Genomic DNA, 15557 nt, shown 5'->3' on the forward strand with positions numbered 1-15557 from the left:
CTCAGGCGTGGGAGGCGGCGCTGTTCTCCTCGTGGATCAGCAGCATGCGTTGCAGTTCGCTACGCAGCAGCGGGTCCTGGCATCCCGGCAGGTACTCGCGCAGTTTGCGGATCACCCACTGCTGACCCCTGTCGATGAAGGGCAGACGCTCGTCCAGCGATTCGATAGCCATCGCCTTGCCGTAGAAGGCGCCGGTGTCCTTGTTGGGTTCCAGGCCCAGGTGCTGCAGGCAGTTGAGCAGCAGCTTGCAGCTCTCGATCTCCCCTTGGCGGACCTGCTCGAGCAGCTGCCGTTGTTCCGGTGTGCACGGCTGTTGTAGCGACTCACCGGCAACCTTGGCGCCCGCGCGTTCAGCGCTGAGTAGATCCTGCAGCAGCTGGGCTTGGCCTTCCGGTGTGTTCAGCGGGCTTTGCGGGGTGGTCATGTCGCGATCTCCTGTTGGTTGAGGGGTTCGCAAAGGCGACGCCTTGTAAGGGCCGCCATAAAAGAGAAGGGCCGGCGAGCCGGCCCCTGGGGGGTCAAAGCTTCTTCGCGGTGATGATTTTCACCGGGGTCAGCGGTACGTTTTGCATCGTGGCGCGGTTGCCCGTGGGTACCTGGGCGATCTGGTCGACCACGTCCATGCCGCGTACGACCTTGGCGAACACCGCGTAGCCGAAGTCACGGCTGCCGTGGTCGAGGAAATCGTTGTCACGATGGTTGATGAAGAACTGGCTGGTCGCCGAATTCACGTTCTGGGTCCGGGCCATCGCCACGGTACCACGCACGTTGTGCAGGCCATTGTCGGCCTCGTTCTTGATCGGGGCCTTGGTCGGTTTCTGGTTCAAGCCTTCGCCGAAGCCGCCGCCCTGGACCATGAAGCCCGGAATAACACGGTGGAAGACGGTGCCGTCATAGAAACCGCTGTCTACGTAACCGAGAAAGTTCTCGACGCTAATCGGTGCCTTTTCCGCTTCGAGCTCCAGTTCGATCTCACCCAGGCTGGTGTTCAACAGCACGCGGGGATTTTCAGCGGCAAGCAGGTTGCCGGCCAGCAGTAGGGAGCAGGCGGCGAGGGCGATGCGTTTCAACATGATTTCTTTCCTGATGTTGTGGGTGCGGTCAGCCGGCCAGTGTAGTGGCCTGCCCGGCATCGTACGTCTTGATCAGCTCGATGAGAATCCGGGTAGCCGGACCAAGTGGTCGATCATGGTTAGTGTAGAGATAGAACAGTGGCCGGCGAATGCTGCCTTGGACGAGCGGCAACGGCTTGAGAATGCCTTCGGCCAGCTCTCGCTCGATCAGGTGTTTCGGCAGCCAGGCGAAGCCCAGCCCGCTGCTGACGAAGGCCACCGACGTCGCCAGGCTGCCTACCGTCCAGCGCTGCTCAGCACCGAGCCAACCGGCATCACGGGGTTGGCGCAGACCGGTATCGCGCACCACGATCTGCATCTGGCTCTGCAGATCCTGCACGCTGAGCTTGCGCCCCAGCTGATGGAGGGGATGGTTGGCGTGCGCCACGGCGACGAACTCCACGGTGCTGAGCTCGCTGCCCAGGTAACCGGTGATGTCCAGGCCGCTGATCGCCAGGTCCGCGGTGCCGTCCTTCAACACTTCCTCGACGCCTGAGAGCACTTCCTCGCGCAGGCGGACACGGCAACCGCGGCTCTTCGGCATGAATTCGCTGAGTGCCTGGATCAGCTTGGCGCTGGGGTAGGCTGCGTCGACCACCAGCCGCACCTCGGCTTCCCAGCCTTGCTCCATGTGATGCGCGAGTTCTTCCAGCTGGCTGGCTTGGGTGACCAGCTGCCTGGAGCGTCGCAGAAGCACTTCGCCCGCTTCGGTCAGTACCGCCTTGCGGCCATCGATACGCAGCAGTGGTACGCCGAGCTGCTCCTGCATGCGCGCCACGGTATAGCTGACCGAGGACTGCGACCGATGCAGCGCTTCGGCCGCCTGGGCGAAGCCGCCGTGATCGATGACCGCCTGCAGGGTGCGCCACTGATCGAGCGTCACACGGGGCACTTTCATTCCTTCGCTTCCTATAGGGTCTGTTACGCTGGCCGCTCTATCGAGGAGCCCAGTCAAATGAAAACAATCGGTTACCTGCTCTTTGCCTTGTTACCGCTTACCGCCCATGCCGCGACCTATCCGATAGATGTCGATCAGCAACTCAATGGCGCAGACATCAATGTCACTCCGCAGGTGATCGACCGCGACCTGGCCGGGTTGCTGCTGCTCAACTACGGCGAAACGGCCGCGGTGTGCACCGCCGTGTTTCAGAATGGCCCGGAAGCGCCGCGTACCCGGCGCACGGAGCTGCAACCGGGGGAGCGCAAGGCGCTGACGTCGAAGTTCAAACGCGACGTGATCCGTCTTCGCGTCAAGCTGACCTGTGAGCCGCAATAGGCCTCGTTGCATTGCCGCGAGTACCGACCCACCGCGCCGGCTGCATCAATCCAGTATGTTTTCCAGGATTTCGTGAACGATGCCGGTCGCGATAGCCACCAGAATCACATCGCGGCCCAGCTGTTTCCACTCGTAGCCTTCATAGTGCGGCAGGCGTCCCAGCAGGCGACTGTCCATTTTCTTGGCGATACCCGGCGGTAGTGGTTTGCCACGTGCGAGGTTTTTCTGGATCCCGGGTGGCAGGGACGAGGCGGGCGCCAGCAGGTCGCGATGATCGCGCAGCGTTACCCGTACGGCGCCAAGATCGACGTTGGGTGCGCGATAGCGATAATCCTGCTGTGATCCGGGCGGGTAATCGTTGGGGCGATCCCCCCTGCCCTTGTTGCCGGGGTGGTCATTGCCTGGCTGGGCGGTGCCAGCCGTAGCGTAAAGCGCTAATGAAAGTACGCTGGCCAGCAGCGCACCCCGCTTCGTTGAGATCATGCGAACCTCCTGGGCATTAAGCCGCTTCGCTTTTGTCAGCTTAGCCTGTGTTCGCGTGGGAAAACATGCCGGCTGTTACAGAACGCGCCTTTGCCCGGCAGACGGGTTAACCTATGCCATCGTATTTTTTAGACCGTCGAGGTAGCTCCCTTGTTTGACCAATTCGCCCTGCACGAACGCCTGCTCAAGGCCGTCGCCGAACTCAAATTCGTCGAGCCGACCCCGGTGCAGGTAGCGGCGATTCCGCCGGCGCTGGAAGGGCGTGACCTACGCGTGACGGCACAGACCGGCAGCGGCAAGACCGCCGCGTTCGTCCTGCCGATGCTCAACCGCCTGATTGGCGATGCGGTGGTGCGTACCGACGTTCGCGCGCTGATTCTGCTGCCGACCCGGGAGCTGGCGCAGCAGACGCTCAAGGAGGTCGAGCGCTTTTCGCAGTTCACCTTCATCAAGTCGGCGATGATCACCGGCGGCGAGGATTTCAAGGTTCAGGCAGCGGTGCTGCGCAAGGTGCCGGACATCCTCATCGGCACGCCGGGACGGATGATCGAGCACCTGAATGCCGGCACGCTGATCCTCAAGGACGTCGAGATGCTGATCCTCGACGAAGCCGATCGCATGCTCGACATGGGATTCGCCGAGGACGTGCAACGTCTGGTGGGCGAGTGCGCCAAGCGCCAACAGACCCTGCTGTTCTCTGCAACCAGCGGCGGCTCGGCACTGCGCGAGATGACCGCCAGCGTGCTGCGCGATCCGCTGCACCTGCAGCTCAACCGCATCAGCGAGCTGAGCGAGGGCACCCGCCAGCAGATCATCACCGCCGAGGACACCGCGCACAAAGAGAAGCTGGTGCACTGGCTGCTGGCCAACGAAACCTACAAGAAGGCGGTCATCTTCACCAATACCCGCGTGCAGGCTGACCGCCTCTATGGGCGCCTGGTGGCAGAAGGCGTGAAGGCGTTCGTGCTGCACGGTGACAAGGACCAGAAGGACCGCAAGCTGGCTATCGACCGGGTCAAGGAAGGCGGCGTCAAGGTGCTGGTTGCGACCGATGTCGCGGCCCGCGGCCTGGACATCGAAGGCCTGGATCTGGTGATCAACTTCGATATGCCGCGCTCCGGCGACGAATACGTGCACCGCATCGGTCGTACCGGGCGCGCTGGCGCCGAGGGGCTGGCGATCTCGCTGATCTGCCACAACGACTGGAACCTGATGTCGAGCATCGAGCGCTACCTCAAGCAGCGCTTCGAGCATCGAGTGGTCAAGGGCCTGAAGGGCAGCTACATGGGGCCGAAGAACCTCAAGGCCTCCGGTAAGGCGGCCGGCCCGAAGAAGAAAAAGGACGACAAGAAGAAAGATGACAAGAAGAAGGCCAAGCCCACCGCCAAGCGTCCAAAGAACGCCAAGCGAGAAGCCCCATCACCGGTGGTGAGTCAGGACGGCATGGCGCCGCTCAAGCGCAAGAAGCCGACGGCCGAATGACCGTCGGCCGTTTGGCTCAGCGCTGCGTGTCGGCCGGCGGAATGTCGGCCTCACGCTCGGCTTCTTCTATCTGCTGCAGGCGTTTGTCATAGGCCTCGCACTCGTCGCCCAGCTGGTCGGCGGTGCGCTTGGCCTCCATCTGGCGAATCTCTTCGTTTATTTCCTTCGCGCGCTGTGGATTGCTCTCGGTGAGCTGGTTGATGCGCTGTGCCAGCTGCTCGGCCTTGGCATTCACCTCGTCGGTGGTGCAGGCCGCATGCACCGCAGGGCTGGCCAGCAGGGCGGCGGTCAGCGTGATCGTCAGCAGTTTCATGGCATGTTCCTCGCTCAATCGGTCTGAACGGTGGATCGCAGCGCAGCCGCTTTAGTTCAGCGGCGAACCCCCTGGCACCACAGACGGTCGGTATATACAGGCGCCTCGTTTCTGGGGCGCAACCGTCACGGGAGAATGGCCATGAGCTACAACTGGGATCTGATCCAGCGCCTGCTGCATGAAGTGCAGACCAGCGCCAACGACAGCTTCAAGCCGCGCCGCTATGCCGAGGAGCACGCCGCGCAGATGGAGAGCGAAGGCCAGCCGATGCCGAACCTGGACAGCCTGCGCGCCGAAGCGGCCGACTACGAGAGCCTGCTGTTCGAAGGTGGATTTATCGTCACTCGACCGGAGGAACAGGGCGGCAACGGCGAGAACTTCGTCCTCACCGAGCGTGGCACGCGCTTGTTGGCGCTCCTTGATAATCCGCAGGACGTCGGTCAGCGCCAGCGTCTGATCGACAAGGGGGACGCGGCGCTGGTACCGGAAGTCTTCGACGAGATGGCCGCCGGCCGCAGCTAACCTGCGTTACAGACGAAAACCGTCGACGATATAACCTGCAAGCGTTTCGCTGACCGGCGACTGCTGCTGCGGATTGCGCAGCAGCACGATGCTGGACTGCGGCAGCCGGGGCAGCCCTTCCGCTTCGCCGAGTATTTGCAGCTCCGCGGGAATCAGGCTTTGCAGCTGCGCGGTCAGCGCCAGTCCGGCACCCACCACGGCCATGATCGCCGATAGACTGGGACTGCTATAGGCGATCCGGTACTCCATCTCCCGCGCGTCCAGGGCATTGCATACCCAGGCCCGGCAGAAGCAATCGGTATTGAAGGTGGCCAGTGGCAACGGGCGGCGCTCATGCAGATCGAACCCCGGCGCAGCAGCCCAGACCACGTGTTCTTGCCGCAGTAGCTGGCCGATCTCGGTGCCTGGCTCGCGAGTCACGATACTCAGATCGAGATCGCGCCGCTGCAATAGCTGGCTCGACGGTTCGCAATGCACCTCCACCTGTACCAGCGGAAATGCCTGGGCAAACCGCGCGAGAATGCCCGGCAGAAAACGCATGACGTAGTCATCGGGCGTGCCGATGCGCACTGCGCCAACCATGTGCGGCTGGCGCAACGTGGTCATGACTTCACCATGCAACTTGAGAATCCGCCGTGCGTAGCCCAGCAGTATCTGACCTTCGGCCGTAAGCCTGACCTGGCGCCCGTTACGCTCGAACAAAGGGCGCTGCAACACGTCCTCTTCCAGGCGCTTCATCTGCATGCTCACGGCCGACTGGGTGCGGTTTACCGCAGCAGCGGCCCGTGTGAAACCGCCATGGTCGGCGATAGCGACAAAGCTGCGCAGCAGCTCGGTATCGATATTCGGGTAGTTGGCCATTCATCAATCCTCGAGATGCATGGCATCAGGAACATTCGTTGGATTGATCTTAAACCCGGCGAGAGACTGGTGCCAATCAAAGAGGAGGGTGCCGTGATGAATACGCAGAAACTGACCTCAGATAGTTTCCATCCAGCCAAGGCGGCAAACCGGCCTGCAGCGTCTCTGCTAGCGCAGGCCATGCAGACGCTGCGGCGCTGGAATCAGTTGGCGCGCCAGCGGCGACAACTTGCCAGCCTCAGCGACGAAATGCTCAAGGACATCGGTCGCAGCCGCGCCGATATCGAGCAGGAGGCCGGCAGGCCGTTCTGGGATGATCCGGACCGGCGCTGATCAGTGACCCAACAGCAGCTTCTGCACGCCCAATGACAGACTGACGATGACCAGCATCAAGGCGAACAGCCGTTGCAGCAGACTGCTGTTGAGATACTGCGCCAGGCGATTGCCGGCCAGCACGCCGATGGCGCCGCCAAGCGCCAGTCCGCCAAGCAGCGGCAGCGGTGGCTCGGCGTCGCTGAGGTAGAGCAGGAAACCGCCGCCGCTGACCACGGCGATCACCGCCATCGACGTGGCCATGGCGCTCAGCAGTGACAAGGACGTGAACCAGAGCAGCGCCGGCACGATGAGGAAACCACCGCCAACCCCCATCAGCCCGGACAGCAGGCCAACGCCGACGCCAATACCCAGCAGCGCCAGCTGATGATCCTCGACGTTCTCCTTCGCCGGCAGGCTGGCGCCACGCCACATGCGCCAGGCCGACCACAGCACCAGCAGGCAGAAGCCGATGATCAGCGCGCGTTCGGGAATGAACTGCCCCAGCCATTGGCCGGCGGCATTGCCCGGCAGGCCACAGATGGCCAGCAACATCACCGGGCGCCAGGCGACCTGGCCGAGACGTGCGCGGGGAATCGCGCCGATCAGCGCGGACATGGCGACCGCGCCGAGGCTGACGCCGATCGCATCGCGCAAAGGCAAGTGCAGGCTGAGCAGCAGCGGTAGCGCGACCAGCGAGCCGCCGGCACCGGTCAGCCCGAGCAGCAACCCGAGGATCAGGCCGATACCCAGTGCTTCCAGCAGCAATACGTCCATCAGGCGAGATGGCCCACCGGACGGGCGCGCGGGCTGTTTGGTGTCGCCGACTTCATTGGGATGCTCCGTCTGAAAACAGGGTCGTCGCTCATGACATTGGTACGTTCACGTCAACACGTGTTCCCAGCCACTAACGGCGAACCGAGACGGTATCACGTCATCCCGTATGGATCGGCAGTTCAGGGGGCCAGCGGACGGCTGAGGGTGAAGGCGCCACGCAGATCACCTTCACGGAAGCCACGTGCCTGGTCCTGCGGGTAATGCTGGTCGAGCAGGCTTAGTAGTTCTGGCTTGACCTTCTCGCCGTGGCAGCCCAGACAGGCTTCGGCAGTGCCGATCGCTTGCATGTAACGGTACTGACCATCGACCACCTCGGCGTGCCTGATCTCCTGGATTGGCTCGCCGGCCGCGGCGCGTTGGGCGAACTGCTCCAGCACGGAGCGTTCCCAGGCGTCCGGCGCGTTGTCCGGATTGCGCAACTTGAGCGCCGTGCGACCGACTTTCCACGGTGCCTGGCTGTGTTGTTCGGCGATGCTCGGTGCCAGCGATTGGCATGCTTCGACACCCTGAACCGGGCCGCCGTCGGTCATGGCCTGCTTCACCGTGCCGAGCAGCTGCTGCTGGAACGGCGGGATCAGGCTGGCTGCTTCGTTGCGCAGCTGCTCACTATCGACGGCAGGAGCTGCGTGCACCCCTAGGGTGAACAAGCCAAGGGCGAACAGGGACAGCGATTTCATGGGGACCTCCGTATGCTTGTTTATATAGGGGGGGGAGTATCCGTTGGGCGCGGGCAGTGATGCAAGCCGCCGCGGCGAAACGGAGGCTTGCGAATGCGTGTTCTCAGCTACCGCGGATCAGCTTGCGCAGCAGAAAGCGATTGGGATGGCAGGCTTCGGCCACTTCTCGTGGCAGCGGCAGCGGCTCGTCATTCAGCCAGGCCGCCAGCAACTCGCCGGATAGCGGTGCGCTGATCATGCCGCGCGAGCCATGGGCGGTGTTGACGTACAGGCCCTCCAGCCACGGGCAGGCGGCGTGCTGGGATTGCCGCGCATTCTTGGCCAGCGCGGCATAGGTGTCGGCGAAGGCCTGCGGCTCGGCCAGCGGGCCGATCAGTGGCAGGTAATCCGGACTGGTGCAGCGGAATGCAACGCGTCCTTGCAGTGCGGCGGTCTGCTGCGGGTCCGCCTGAAGTCGCTGATACAGATCGGATGAGATCTGCTCCAGCATTTCCAGATTTGCCTGATGCTCGGCGATGCTGGGTGCGTCGTCGGTTTGCTGGAAGTTGAAACTCGCGCCCAGGGTGTGCGTGCCATCGCGTGGCGGTGCGACGTAGCCCTTGGCACAGAGGACGGTACGCAGCTGGCCGCTTTCGGCGTTGGCCGGCAGGCAGGAGATCTGCCCGCGAATGCGCTTGAGCGGCAGCCAGGCGCTCTGGCTGAAACGGGCTGCGTCAGCAGCACCTGCGAGTACCACCACGGGTGCGTCGGCGAGAACCTTTTCGCCAGCGAGCACCTGCCAGGACTGGCCGTTGCGTTGCAACTCGAGCGCTTCATGATGCTGCAGCAGCTCAATGCCCGGTTGCTGCAGCAACCAGTGGCACAGGGCGGGCGGGTTGGCCCAGCCGGCATCGGGATAGAACAGGCCGCCGGCGGGCAACCTGACTCCTGCCAGTGCTTCGGCCGCTTCGTGCGATAGCGGATGGACCAGCGACGCAGGAAAGGCTTCCGCCAGTTCGGCCTGACGCTCGCGCTCCTTGTCGTCGTAACAGAGCTGCAGGACGCCGCATGCCTGCCAGTCCTGGCCCGCTTGCAGGTTGGCGAGCAGGCGGCGGGTGTAGCTGAAGCCGCTGACGACCAGCCGCGAAAGCGCGGTGCCGTGGGCGGATAACTTCAGATAGAGCACACCCTGAGGATTGCCGGAGCCTTCCTGTGCGGCCTCGGCGTGGCGCTCCAGCACGCTGACCTGCCAGCCCCGGGCAGCCAGCGATGCGGCGGTGGCGCAACCCGCCAGCCCGGCCCCGATCACGACGGCCCGGCGCTCGGTGATGCCATGGTTGGGACGGGCGAACCAGGGCTTGTCTGAAACCGGATTGGCGACCGCCAGCAGGCGCCCGCGCAGAATCTCGCGCTTGTGGCCGTAACCGGGCACCCGCTGCATGTCGAAGCCGGCCTCGACCAGGCCGCGTCGAACGAAGCCGGCGCTGGTGAACGTGCCGAGGGTTGCGCCCGGTGCGGACAGTCTGGCCAGTTCGGCGAACAACGCCGGCTGCCACATCTGCGGATTCTTAGCCGGTGCGAAGCCGTCGAGAAACCAGGCGTCGACCCGTGCATCCAGGCTGGGCAGGCAATCGAGTACATCGCCGATCAGCAGCGTCAGCACCACGCGCCCGCCGGCAAAGACGAAGCGCTGAAAGCCTGGATTCAGCGCGACGTACTGTTGCAGCAGCTGTGCCGCCTGCGGCTGGAGTTCCGGCCACAATGCCAGCGCGCGCTGCATGTCGTCGTGGTTCAGCGGGTGTTTCTCGACACTGACGAAATGCAGGTGCGCCTGCGCATCGGCGGTACGCTCGAACAATTGCCAGGCGCAGAGGAAGTTCAGACCCGTACCGAAGCCGGTTTCGCCGATCACCAGATGCTGGTTGCTCTGCAGCGCGGCGAAGCGCCGAGCCAGCTCGTTCTGCGCAAGAAACACGTGCTCGGTTTCGGCGAGTCCGCTGGCGCGCGAGAAATACACGTCGCCGTACTGGCGCGATTGCGGCAGGCCGTTCTCGTCCCAGTCGAGTTCGGCATGCTGGAAGGTGTCGGGGGCAGGGTGATCGTTCATGCGGGTTCCTGAATTGGCGGGACAACGCGACGGGCTCGGTCGAGCGCATCTGCGCCCGGGGAGGTCGATTAGTCGTCGACCTGGACTACCTGTTCCAGGCGGTCGATGGCTGCATCCAGTTCGTCCAGTGCGGTCTCGCTGTCCGGATGGTTTTGCTTGAGCAGGGTCTCGCTCTGCTGGCAGGCATTGCGCAACTGCGGAACGCCGCAATAACGGGTCGCGCCGTGCAGGCGGTGCACGCGCTCGATCAGCGCCTGGCGATCACCCGACTGCCTCGCCTCGCGAATGGTGCGGCGATCACCTTCCAGGGACTGCAGCAGCATGCCGAGCATGTCATCGGCGAGGTCTGCCTTGCCGGCAGCCAGGCGCAGACCTTCTTCCTTATCGAGCACCTTGAGGCTGAGCTCGGGTTGCGAGGAAGGCTCCGAATGCTGCGGCTGGCTGCGCAGGACCAGACCTGTCCACTTGAGTACCACTTGCGCCAACTGTCGGTCGCTGATCGGTTTGGTCAGGTAGTCATCCATGCCGCTTTGCAGCAACGAGCGCTTTTCGTTGGCCAGCGCATGGGCGGTAAGGGCAATGATCGGCAGTGGGGTGCTGCCGCTGGTGTGCTCCCAGTGCCGGATGGCTTCCGTGGTTTGGCGTCCGTCCATGCCGGGCATCTGCACGTCCATCAGGACCAGATCGAAGCTGTGCTGCTTGACCGCATCCAGTGCGGCGGGGCCATTGTCCACCGCAACGACCTCGGCACCCATGTCACCGAGCAGTGTCTTCACCAGCAGCAGGTTGGCGGGGTTGTCGTCGACGCAGAGAACCCGTGCGGCACGACTGGGAGCGGCGGCGACGGGGGCCGCGTAGGTCTGATTCGGGCGCACCAGCTCCACCAGAACCCGCTGCAACTTACGCGTGCAGGCCGGTTTGCCCTGCAGCTGCGTATAGCTGTGCACTTCCGGCAGCGTGTCGTGGTAATGCCCCTGCTCGGTGGTCGGGCAGAGCACCACGCATTTGCAGCCGAGTGCCTCGATTTCCATCAGCCGTCGGCTGAGGGCCTCGGGCTGGATTTCGCGAGCGGTGACGCCGAGCACGGCGAGGTCGATGAGCTGGCTGCTTTGGCGCTGTGCGCCGATCGCCGCCTGCATCTGATCGAGCGTATCGAAGGTATGCACTTCGAGACCGAGGCTTTCCAGCTGGTGCTGCAGGGCCTGGCGCGCCAGCGGATGCTGCTCGAGCAGGGCGATACGCCGGCCCTGCAGCGCCGGGTGAGGCAGGTCTTCGACATCATCGCGGGCTTTCGGCAGGCTCAGGCTGATCCAGAACTCGGAGCCTTCGTCGGGAATGCTGTCGACGCCGATCTCGCCGCCCATCTGCTCGATCAGGCGCTTGGAAATCACCAGTCCGAGCCCCGTGCCGCCTGGCTGGCGCGACATGGAATTGTCCGCCTGGCTGAAGGCCTGGAACAGCGCACGCAGGTCCTGATCGGTCAGGCCGATGCCGGTGTCCTGCACACTGATGCGCAGCTGGGCGCGATCGGCATTGTCGTCCTCGACCATCGCGCGCACGGCGATGGTGCCTTCGTTGGTGAACTTGATGGCGTTGCTGATCAGGTTGGTCAGCACCTGCTTGAGACGCAGCGGATCGCCTACCAGCGATAGTGGCGTGTCACGGTAGACCAGGCTGACCAGTTCGAGCTGTTTGGTGTGCGCTGCCGGTGCGAGGATGGTCAGGGTGTCCTCGATCAGGTCGCGCAGGTTGAACGGAATGCTGTCGAGCACCAGCTTGCCGGCCTCGATCTTGGAGAAGTCGAGAATCTCGTTGATGATCCCGAGCAGGCTGTCGGCGGATTTCTCGATGGTGCCCAGATAGTCCTGCTGGCGCGGCGTGAGGTCGCTTTTCTGCAGCAGCTGGGTGAAGCCGAGGATGCCGTTGAGCGGAGTACGGATCTCGTGGCTCATGTTGGCGAGGAACTCGGACTTGATCCGGCTGGCTTCGAGGGCCTCCTTGCGCGCCAGGTCCAGTTCGATGTTCTGGATCTCGATGGTTTCCAGGTTCTGCTGCACGTCCTCGGTGGCCTGGTCGATGCTCTGCTGCAGCTCCTCGCGGGCGCTGAGCAGCGCCTCTGCCATGCGGTTGATGCCGGACGCGAGTTCGTCCATTTCGTGACTGCCCAGCGGCGGCAGGCGGGTTTCCAGATGGCCGTCCTTGAGCTGGGCGACGGCGGCCTTGACTCGTTGCAGCGGCAGGCTGATGGCGCGGCTCATGCGCAGCGCCAGCAGGGCGGTGATGATCAGGCCTGCGCTGACCAGAAACAGGCTGGTCAGCAGGCTGCGATAGCCGCGCAGCAGGGTGTTGTGGTGGGACAGTTCCAGTTCCAGCCAGCCGATCAGCTTTTCGTCAGGCCCGCGGGCTTCGTCGGCGAGGTTGAGGTGGCGGCTGAGCACCGGCATCAGGATGCGCGTGTGATCCATGCTGCTGACGCGGGTCAGCCCTTCCGGATCGCCCGGTGGCGGCGGCGTCAGCATGCGTGGGCCGGCGTGCACGCGTTGTACCCGTTCCGGATCGAGGATGGTCACAGCCCGGACATCGGCCTGGTCCAGCACCTGGGTCAGGATGCGCTGCAGGCGCTTGTCGTAGCCGAGGTTCATCGCTGGCGCGGCTAGCGGCGCTAGCTGCTCGGCAATCAGTTGGCCACGCTCGTCGAGCTGGTGGCGCATTTCCGACAATTGCATCCAGGTGAAGTAGGCGCCGAGTACCACCGCCAGCAGGGTGCTGGGCAACAACGTCAGCATCAGTACGCGGCCACGAATTCCTAGGTCTTTCAGCACAGTCCGTCCACCGATCCTGGATTGCAGCGCGCTAGTGTAGCGGCTCGGACCGGTGGAATCTGCACGTCAGATCAAGCCCTGACGCCGCGCTGGTCAGTCCAGGCCGCGAATCTCCTTGCCGTTGAAGTCCGGCAGCTTCCAGTGGAAGGTCATCGCCAGCACGCGGAACAGGAAGCCACTGCCCAGCGCCGCCAGGGTGGCCAGGGTGGTATTGATCTCCAGCCACAGCATGCCGACGTAGAACACACCGGTGAACAGCGCCACGGTGGCGTAGAGCTCGCGCTGCAGCACCATCGGTACCTGGTTGCATAGCACGTCGCGCATCAGGCCGCCGAAGATGCCGGTGATCACGCCGGCCAGCACCACGATGGACGGGTGCGCACCCATGCCCATTGCCACGTCGCAGCCGATCACCGTGAAGGCCACCAGGCCGAGGCCGTCCACCAGCAGGAAGACCATGCGCAGGTGATGCAGGTGGCGAGCGATGAAGCCGGTGACGATCGCCGCGCCGATGGTGAAGGTCAGGTATTCCGGATGGGCGATCCAGCCGACCGGGTAGTGGCCGAGCAGTACGTCGCGCGCCGTGCCGCCACCCAGTGCCGTCACCGTGCCGAGCAGGCAGATGCCGAACAGGTCCATGCCGCGGCGCATGCCCATGATGGCGCCGGACATGGCTTCGGCCGTGATTGCGATCAGGTAGATGGTATGCAGCAGTTCCACGACGATTCTCCGGGCGGGCTAGGCTGCACGCCGGTGGGGCGCTACAGCTCGAGGTGCGCGATTATGGGGCAAGCATGGCTAAATTTGTCGTGGCTAAGTATTTTTAGGCCATGCAAATATTTTCTTAATCGGCAGGCCCCATGAATCTTGATCCGAAGCAGACTGAAGCGTTTCGCACGGTCATCCGCACCGGCAGCTTCGAACAGGCTGCGCAGCGCCTGCATCTGACGCCACCGGCCATTTCGCAGCGGGTGCGCGCACTGGAGAGTGCGCTGGGCAGCGCCCTGGTAGTGCGCAGCCGGCCCTGTCGGCCTACCGAAACCGGGCAGCGCCTGCTGCAGTACCTCAAGCGCGCGACCTTGCTCGAGGCCGATCTGCTGGCCGACCTCGCCGAGCGTAGCGATGCGCCGCTGGTAGTGGTGGCGGCACTCAACGCCGACAGCCTGGGGACCTGGTTTTTCCCGGCGCTGGCCGAGGTGCTGATCCGCGAGCGGGTGTTGCTGGACCTGACGGTGGAGGATCAGGACCACACCTACAGTCTGCTGGAAACGGGCCTGGCAATCGGTTGCATCAGTACCGAACCCAAGCCCATGCGCGGCTGCACGGCCAGCCCGTTGGGCAGCATGCGTTACCGACTGGTGGCGTCGAGCGAGTTCCGGCAGAAGCACTTCGCCCACGGCCTGACCCGCAACGCGGCGCGCAAGGCGCCGGTGGTCGCCTATACGCGCAAGGACACGCTGCAGTCGTCGTTCCTGCTGCGTCGCTTCGGCCTGCCGGAAGGGGCTTATCCCTGCCACTTCGTTCCCGGCGCCGAGCCGCATTTCAGCGCGATTCGCTACGGCCTGGGTTACGGCATGGTCCCGGAACTGTTGCTGCATGATGCATTGAGCGCCGGTGAGGTGGTCGACCTGGCGCCTGACGAACCGCTGGAAATCGCACTGTACTGGCATACCTGGAAGGTGCAGTCGCCGCGGATGGAGCATCTTTCGCGGCAGATCATCGATGCCGCACCGAAGATTCTTGCGCGGCCCTAGCGAGGCCGGGTTGGGCGCTGCGGTCGAAGTACTGCCGGTCAGCCGAGACGGTCTGCCCGTCGTCGAGCGTTGCCGGTATCATGGCCACCTTTTCCGATGCCGTGCGACGCCATGACTACACACTATCCGACCATTGCCGATTGCATCGGCAACACCCCGCTGGTTCGCCTGCAGCGGATGCCGGGTAAGACCAGCAACACCATTCTGGTCAAGCTCGAGGGCAACAATCCGGCCGGTTCGGTCAAGGATCGCCCGGCGCTTTCGATGATCAACCGTGCCGAGCTGCGCGGCGACATCCAGCCTGGCGATACCCTGATCGAGGCGACCTCCGGCAACACCGGCATCGCCCTCGCGATGGCGGCGGCAATCAAGGGCTACCGGATGATCCTGATCATGCCGGACAACTCCACCGCCGAGCGCAAGGCGGCGATGACTGCCTACGGCGCCGAGCTGATCCTGGTGAGCAAGGAAGAGGGCATGGAAGGTGCCCGCGACCTCGCTTTGAAGATGCAGGCCGAAGGTCGCGGCAAGGTGCTCGACCAGTTCGCCAATGGCGACAACCCCGAAGCGCATTACAACAGCACGGGGCCGGAGCTCTGGCGGCAGACTCACGGCAGCATCACCCATTTCATCAGTTCCATGGGTACCACCGGGACCATCATGGGCGTGTCGCGCTACCTCAAGGAGCAGAACCCGGCGGTGCAGATCGTCGGGCTGCAGCCGATGGAAGGCGCGGCCATCCCCGGCATCCGCCGCTGGCCGCAGGAATACCTGCCGAAGATCTACCAGGCCGAGCGCGTCGACCGCGTTGTCGACATGTCGCAGGCCGAAGCCGAGCAGGTGATGCGTCGTCTGGCCCGCGAAGAAGGCATCTTCTGCGGCGTGTCCTCCGGTGGTGCCGTGGCCGCCGCACTGCGCCTGTCGCAGGAAGTCGAGAATGCGGTGATCGTGGCGATCATCTGTGATCGCGGCGACCGTTACCTGTCGACTGGCGTGTATGACTCGCCCAATTGAGCTGCT

17 protein-coding genes are annotated in these 15557 nt (G+C 64.0%); 6 read left to right on the plus strand and 11 right to left on the minus strand.

Annotated features, from left to right (window positions below):
• Position 1: 1 nt before the first annotated feature.
• The 3 genes from PSEST_RS07925 to PSEST_RS07935 form a co-directional block, all read right to left on the minus strand.
• Entirely contained in the window at positions 2-424 is a 423-nt protein-coding gene (locus PSEST_RS07925) for a DUF6306 domain-containing protein (protein ID WP_015276479.1), read from the minus strand.
• Positions 425-518: 94 nt separating this feature from the next.
• A complete protein-coding gene (locus tag PSEST_RS07930; RefSeq protein WP_015276480.1) occupies positions 519-1073 on the minus strand; it encodes a peptidylprolyl isomerase A in 555 nt (184 codons plus the stop codon).
• A 28-nt stretch (positions 1074-1101) separates the two neighbouring features.
• Complete coding sequence (locus tag PSEST_RS07935; protein ID WP_015276481.1) at positions 1102-2010, minus strand: LysR family transcriptional regulator; 909 nt, start codon at positions 2008-2010, stop codon at positions 1102-1104.
• A gap of 57 nt (positions 2011-2067) precedes the next feature.
• Here PSEST_RS07935 and PSEST_RS07940 point away from each other — a divergent pair, with 57 nt between their 5' ends.
• Positions 2068-2388 carry a hypothetical protein gene (locus PSEST_RS07940; protein WP_015276482.1) on the plus strand — a complete coding sequence of 107 codons (321 nt, stop codon included), beginning with the start codon at positions 2068-2070 and terminating at the stop codon, positions 2386-2388.
• Positions 2389-2433: 45 nt separating this feature from the next.
• Here PSEST_RS07940 and PSEST_RS07945 read toward each other — a convergent pair whose 3' ends face one another.
• The gene (locus PSEST_RS07945; protein ID WP_015276483.1) at positions 2434-2871 is read right to left on the minus strand and encodes an anti-virulence regulator CigR family protein; all 438 of its coding nucleotides are present in this window, start codon (positions 2869-2871) and stop codon (positions 2434-2436) included.
• A 150-nt stretch (positions 2872-3021) separates the two neighbouring features.
• Here PSEST_RS07945 and PSEST_RS07950 point away from each other — a divergent pair, with 150 nt between their 5' ends.
• Entirely contained in the window at positions 3022-4353 is a 1332-nt protein-coding gene (locus PSEST_RS07950) for a DEAD/DEAH box helicase (protein WP_015276484.1), read from the plus strand.
• A 16-nt stretch (positions 4354-4369) separates the two neighbouring features.
• On the opposite strand, the gene PSEST_RS07955 is transcribed toward PSEST_RS07950, so the two are convergent.
• On the minus strand, positions 4370-4666 hold the full coding sequence (locus tag PSEST_RS07955; RefSeq protein ID WP_015276485.1) for a hypothetical protein: 297 nt from the start codon (positions 4664-4666) through the stop codon (positions 4370-4372).
• 141 nt (positions 4667-4807) lie between these two features.
• On the opposite strand from PSEST_RS07955, the gene PSEST_RS07960 reads away from it, so the two are divergent.
• On the plus strand, positions 4808-5188 hold the full coding sequence (locus tag PSEST_RS07960; RefSeq protein WP_015276486.1) for a hypothetical protein: 381 nt from the start codon (positions 4808-4810) through the stop codon (positions 5186-5188).
• Between the two features lie 6 nt (positions 5189-5194).
• Here PSEST_RS07960 and PSEST_RS07965 read toward each other — a convergent pair whose 3' ends face one another.
• Positions 5195-6049: a LysR substrate-binding domain-containing protein gene (locus PSEST_RS07965; protein ID WP_015276487.1), complete on the minus strand. Its 855-nt coding sequence runs from the start codon at positions 6047-6049 to the stop codon at positions 5195-5197.
• A gap of 96 nt (positions 6050-6145) precedes the next feature.
• On the opposite strand from PSEST_RS07965, the gene PSEST_RS07970 reads away from it, so the two are divergent.
• Positions 6146-6382 (plus strand): DUF1127 domain-containing protein, encoded by a 237-nt coding sequence (locus PSEST_RS07970; protein ID WP_015276488.1) that lies wholly within the window; start codon positions 6146-6148, stop codon positions 6380-6382.
• Here the strand turns inward: PSEST_RS07970 and PSEST_RS07975 are convergent, their stop codons facing one another.
• The 5 genes from PSEST_RS07975 to PSEST_RS07995 all read right to left on the minus strand — a co-directional run bounded on the left by PSEST_RS07975 (position 6383) and on the right by PSEST_RS07995 (position 13503).
• A complete protein-coding gene (locus PSEST_RS07975) occupies positions 6383-7138 on the minus strand; it encodes a sulfite exporter TauE/SafE family protein (protein WP_015276489.1) in 756 nt (251 codons plus the stop codon).
• A gap of 179 nt (positions 7139-7317) precedes the next feature.
• Positions 7318-7875 carry a Tll0287-like domain-containing protein gene (locus PSEST_RS07980; RefSeq protein WP_015276490.1) on the minus strand — a complete coding sequence of 186 codons (558 nt, stop codon included), beginning with the start codon at positions 7873-7875 and terminating at the stop codon, positions 7318-7320.
• Between the two features lie 103 nt (positions 7876-7978).
• Entirely contained in the window at positions 7979-9961 is a 1983-nt protein-coding gene (gene mnmC, locus PSEST_RS07985; RefSeq protein ID WP_015276491.1) for a bifunctional tRNA (5-methylaminomethyl-2-thiouridine)(34)-methyltransferase MnmD/FAD-dependent 5-carboxymethylaminomethyl-2-thiouridine(34) oxidoreductase MnmC, read from the minus strand.
• Between the two features lie 68 nt (positions 9962-10029).
• On the minus strand, positions 10030-12783 hold the full coding sequence (locus PSEST_RS07990; RefSeq protein WP_015276492.1) for a response regulator: 2754 nt from the start codon (positions 12781-12783) through the stop codon (positions 10030-10032).
• A 93-nt stretch (positions 12784-12876) separates the two neighbouring features.
• The gene (locus PSEST_RS07995) at positions 12877-13503 is read right to left on the minus strand and encodes a trimeric intracellular cation channel family protein (RefSeq protein ID WP_003283735.1); all 627 of its coding nucleotides are present in this window, start codon (positions 13501-13503) and stop codon (positions 12877-12879) included.
• A gap of 140 nt (positions 13504-13643) precedes the next feature.
• On the opposite strand from PSEST_RS07995, the gene PSEST_RS08000 reads away from it, so the two are divergent.
• Positions 13644-14537 (plus strand): HTH-type transcriptional regulator ArgP, encoded by an 894-nt coding sequence (locus PSEST_RS08000; protein WP_015276493.1) that lies wholly within the window; start codon positions 13644-13646, stop codon positions 14535-14537.
• A gap of 111 nt (positions 14538-14648) precedes the next feature.
• Positions 14649-15551: a cysteine synthase CysM gene (cysM, locus tag PSEST_RS08005; protein WP_015276494.1), complete on the plus strand. Its 903-nt coding sequence runs from the start codon at positions 14649-14651 to the stop codon at positions 15549-15551.
• Positions 15552-15557: the final 6 nt, after the last annotated feature.

The sequence above is a fragment of the Stutzerimonas stutzeri RCH2 genome, assembly GCF_000327065.1.
GTDB lineage: Bacteria > Pseudomonadota > Gammaproteobacteria > Pseudomonadales > Pseudomonadaceae > Stutzerimonas > Stutzerimonas stutzeri_AE.

Excerpts from the sequence above, each read along its gene's own strand:
- PSEST_RS07925 (WP_015276479.1), bottom strand. The coding sequence starts at position 424 with ATGACCACCCCGCAAAGCCCGCTGAACACACCGGAAGGCCAAGCCCAG.
- PSEST_RS07930 (WP_015276480.1), bottom strand. The coding sequence starts at position 1,073 with ATGTTGAAACGCATCGCCCTCGCCGCCTGCTCCCTACTGCTGGCCGGC.
- PSEST_RS07935 (WP_015276481.1), bottom strand. The coding sequence starts at position 2,010 with ATGAAAGTGCCCCGTGTGACGCTCGATCAGTGGCGCACCCTGCAGGCG.
- PSEST_RS07940 (WP_015276482.1), top strand. The coding sequence starts at position 2,068 with ATGAAAACAATCGGTTACCTGCTCTTTGCCTTGTTACCGCTTACCGCC.
- PSEST_RS07945 (WP_015276483.1), bottom strand. The coding sequence starts at position 2,871 with ATGATCTCAACGAAGCGGGGTGCGCTGCTGGCCAGCGTACTTTCATTA.
- PSEST_RS07955 (WP_015276485.1), bottom strand. The coding sequence starts at position 4,666 with ATGAAACTGCTGACGATCACGCTGACCGCCGCCCTGCTGGCCAGCCCT.
- PSEST_RS07960 (WP_015276486.1), top strand. The coding sequence starts at position 4,808 with ATGAGCTACAACTGGGATCTGATCCAGCGCCTGCTGCATGAAGTGCAG.
- PSEST_RS07965 (WP_015276487.1), bottom strand. The coding sequence starts at position 6,049 with ATGGCCAACTACCCGAATATCGATACCGAGCTGCTGCGCAGCTTTGTC.
- PSEST_RS07970 (WP_015276488.1), top strand. The coding sequence starts at position 6,146 with ATGAATACGCAGAAACTGACCTCAGATAGTTTCCATCCAGCCAAGGCG.
- PSEST_RS07975 (WP_015276489.1), bottom strand. The coding sequence starts at position 7,138 with ATGGACGTATTGCTGCTGGAAGCACTGGGTATCGGCCTGATCCTCGGG.
- PSEST_RS07980 (WP_015276490.1), bottom strand. The coding sequence starts at position 7,875 with ATGAAATCGCTGTCCCTGTTCGCCCTTGGCTTGTTCACCCTAGGGGTG.
- mnmC (WP_015276491.1), bottom strand. The coding sequence starts at position 9,961 with ATGAACGATCACCCTGCCCCCGACACCTTCCAGCATGCCGAACTCGAC.
- PSEST_RS08000 (WP_015276493.1), top strand. The coding sequence starts at position 13,644 with ATGAATCTTGATCCGAAGCAGACTGAAGCGTTTCGCACGGTCATCCGC.
- cysM (WP_015276494.1), top strand. The coding sequence starts at position 14,649 with ATGACTACACACTATCCGACCATTGCCGATTGCATCGGCAACACCCCG.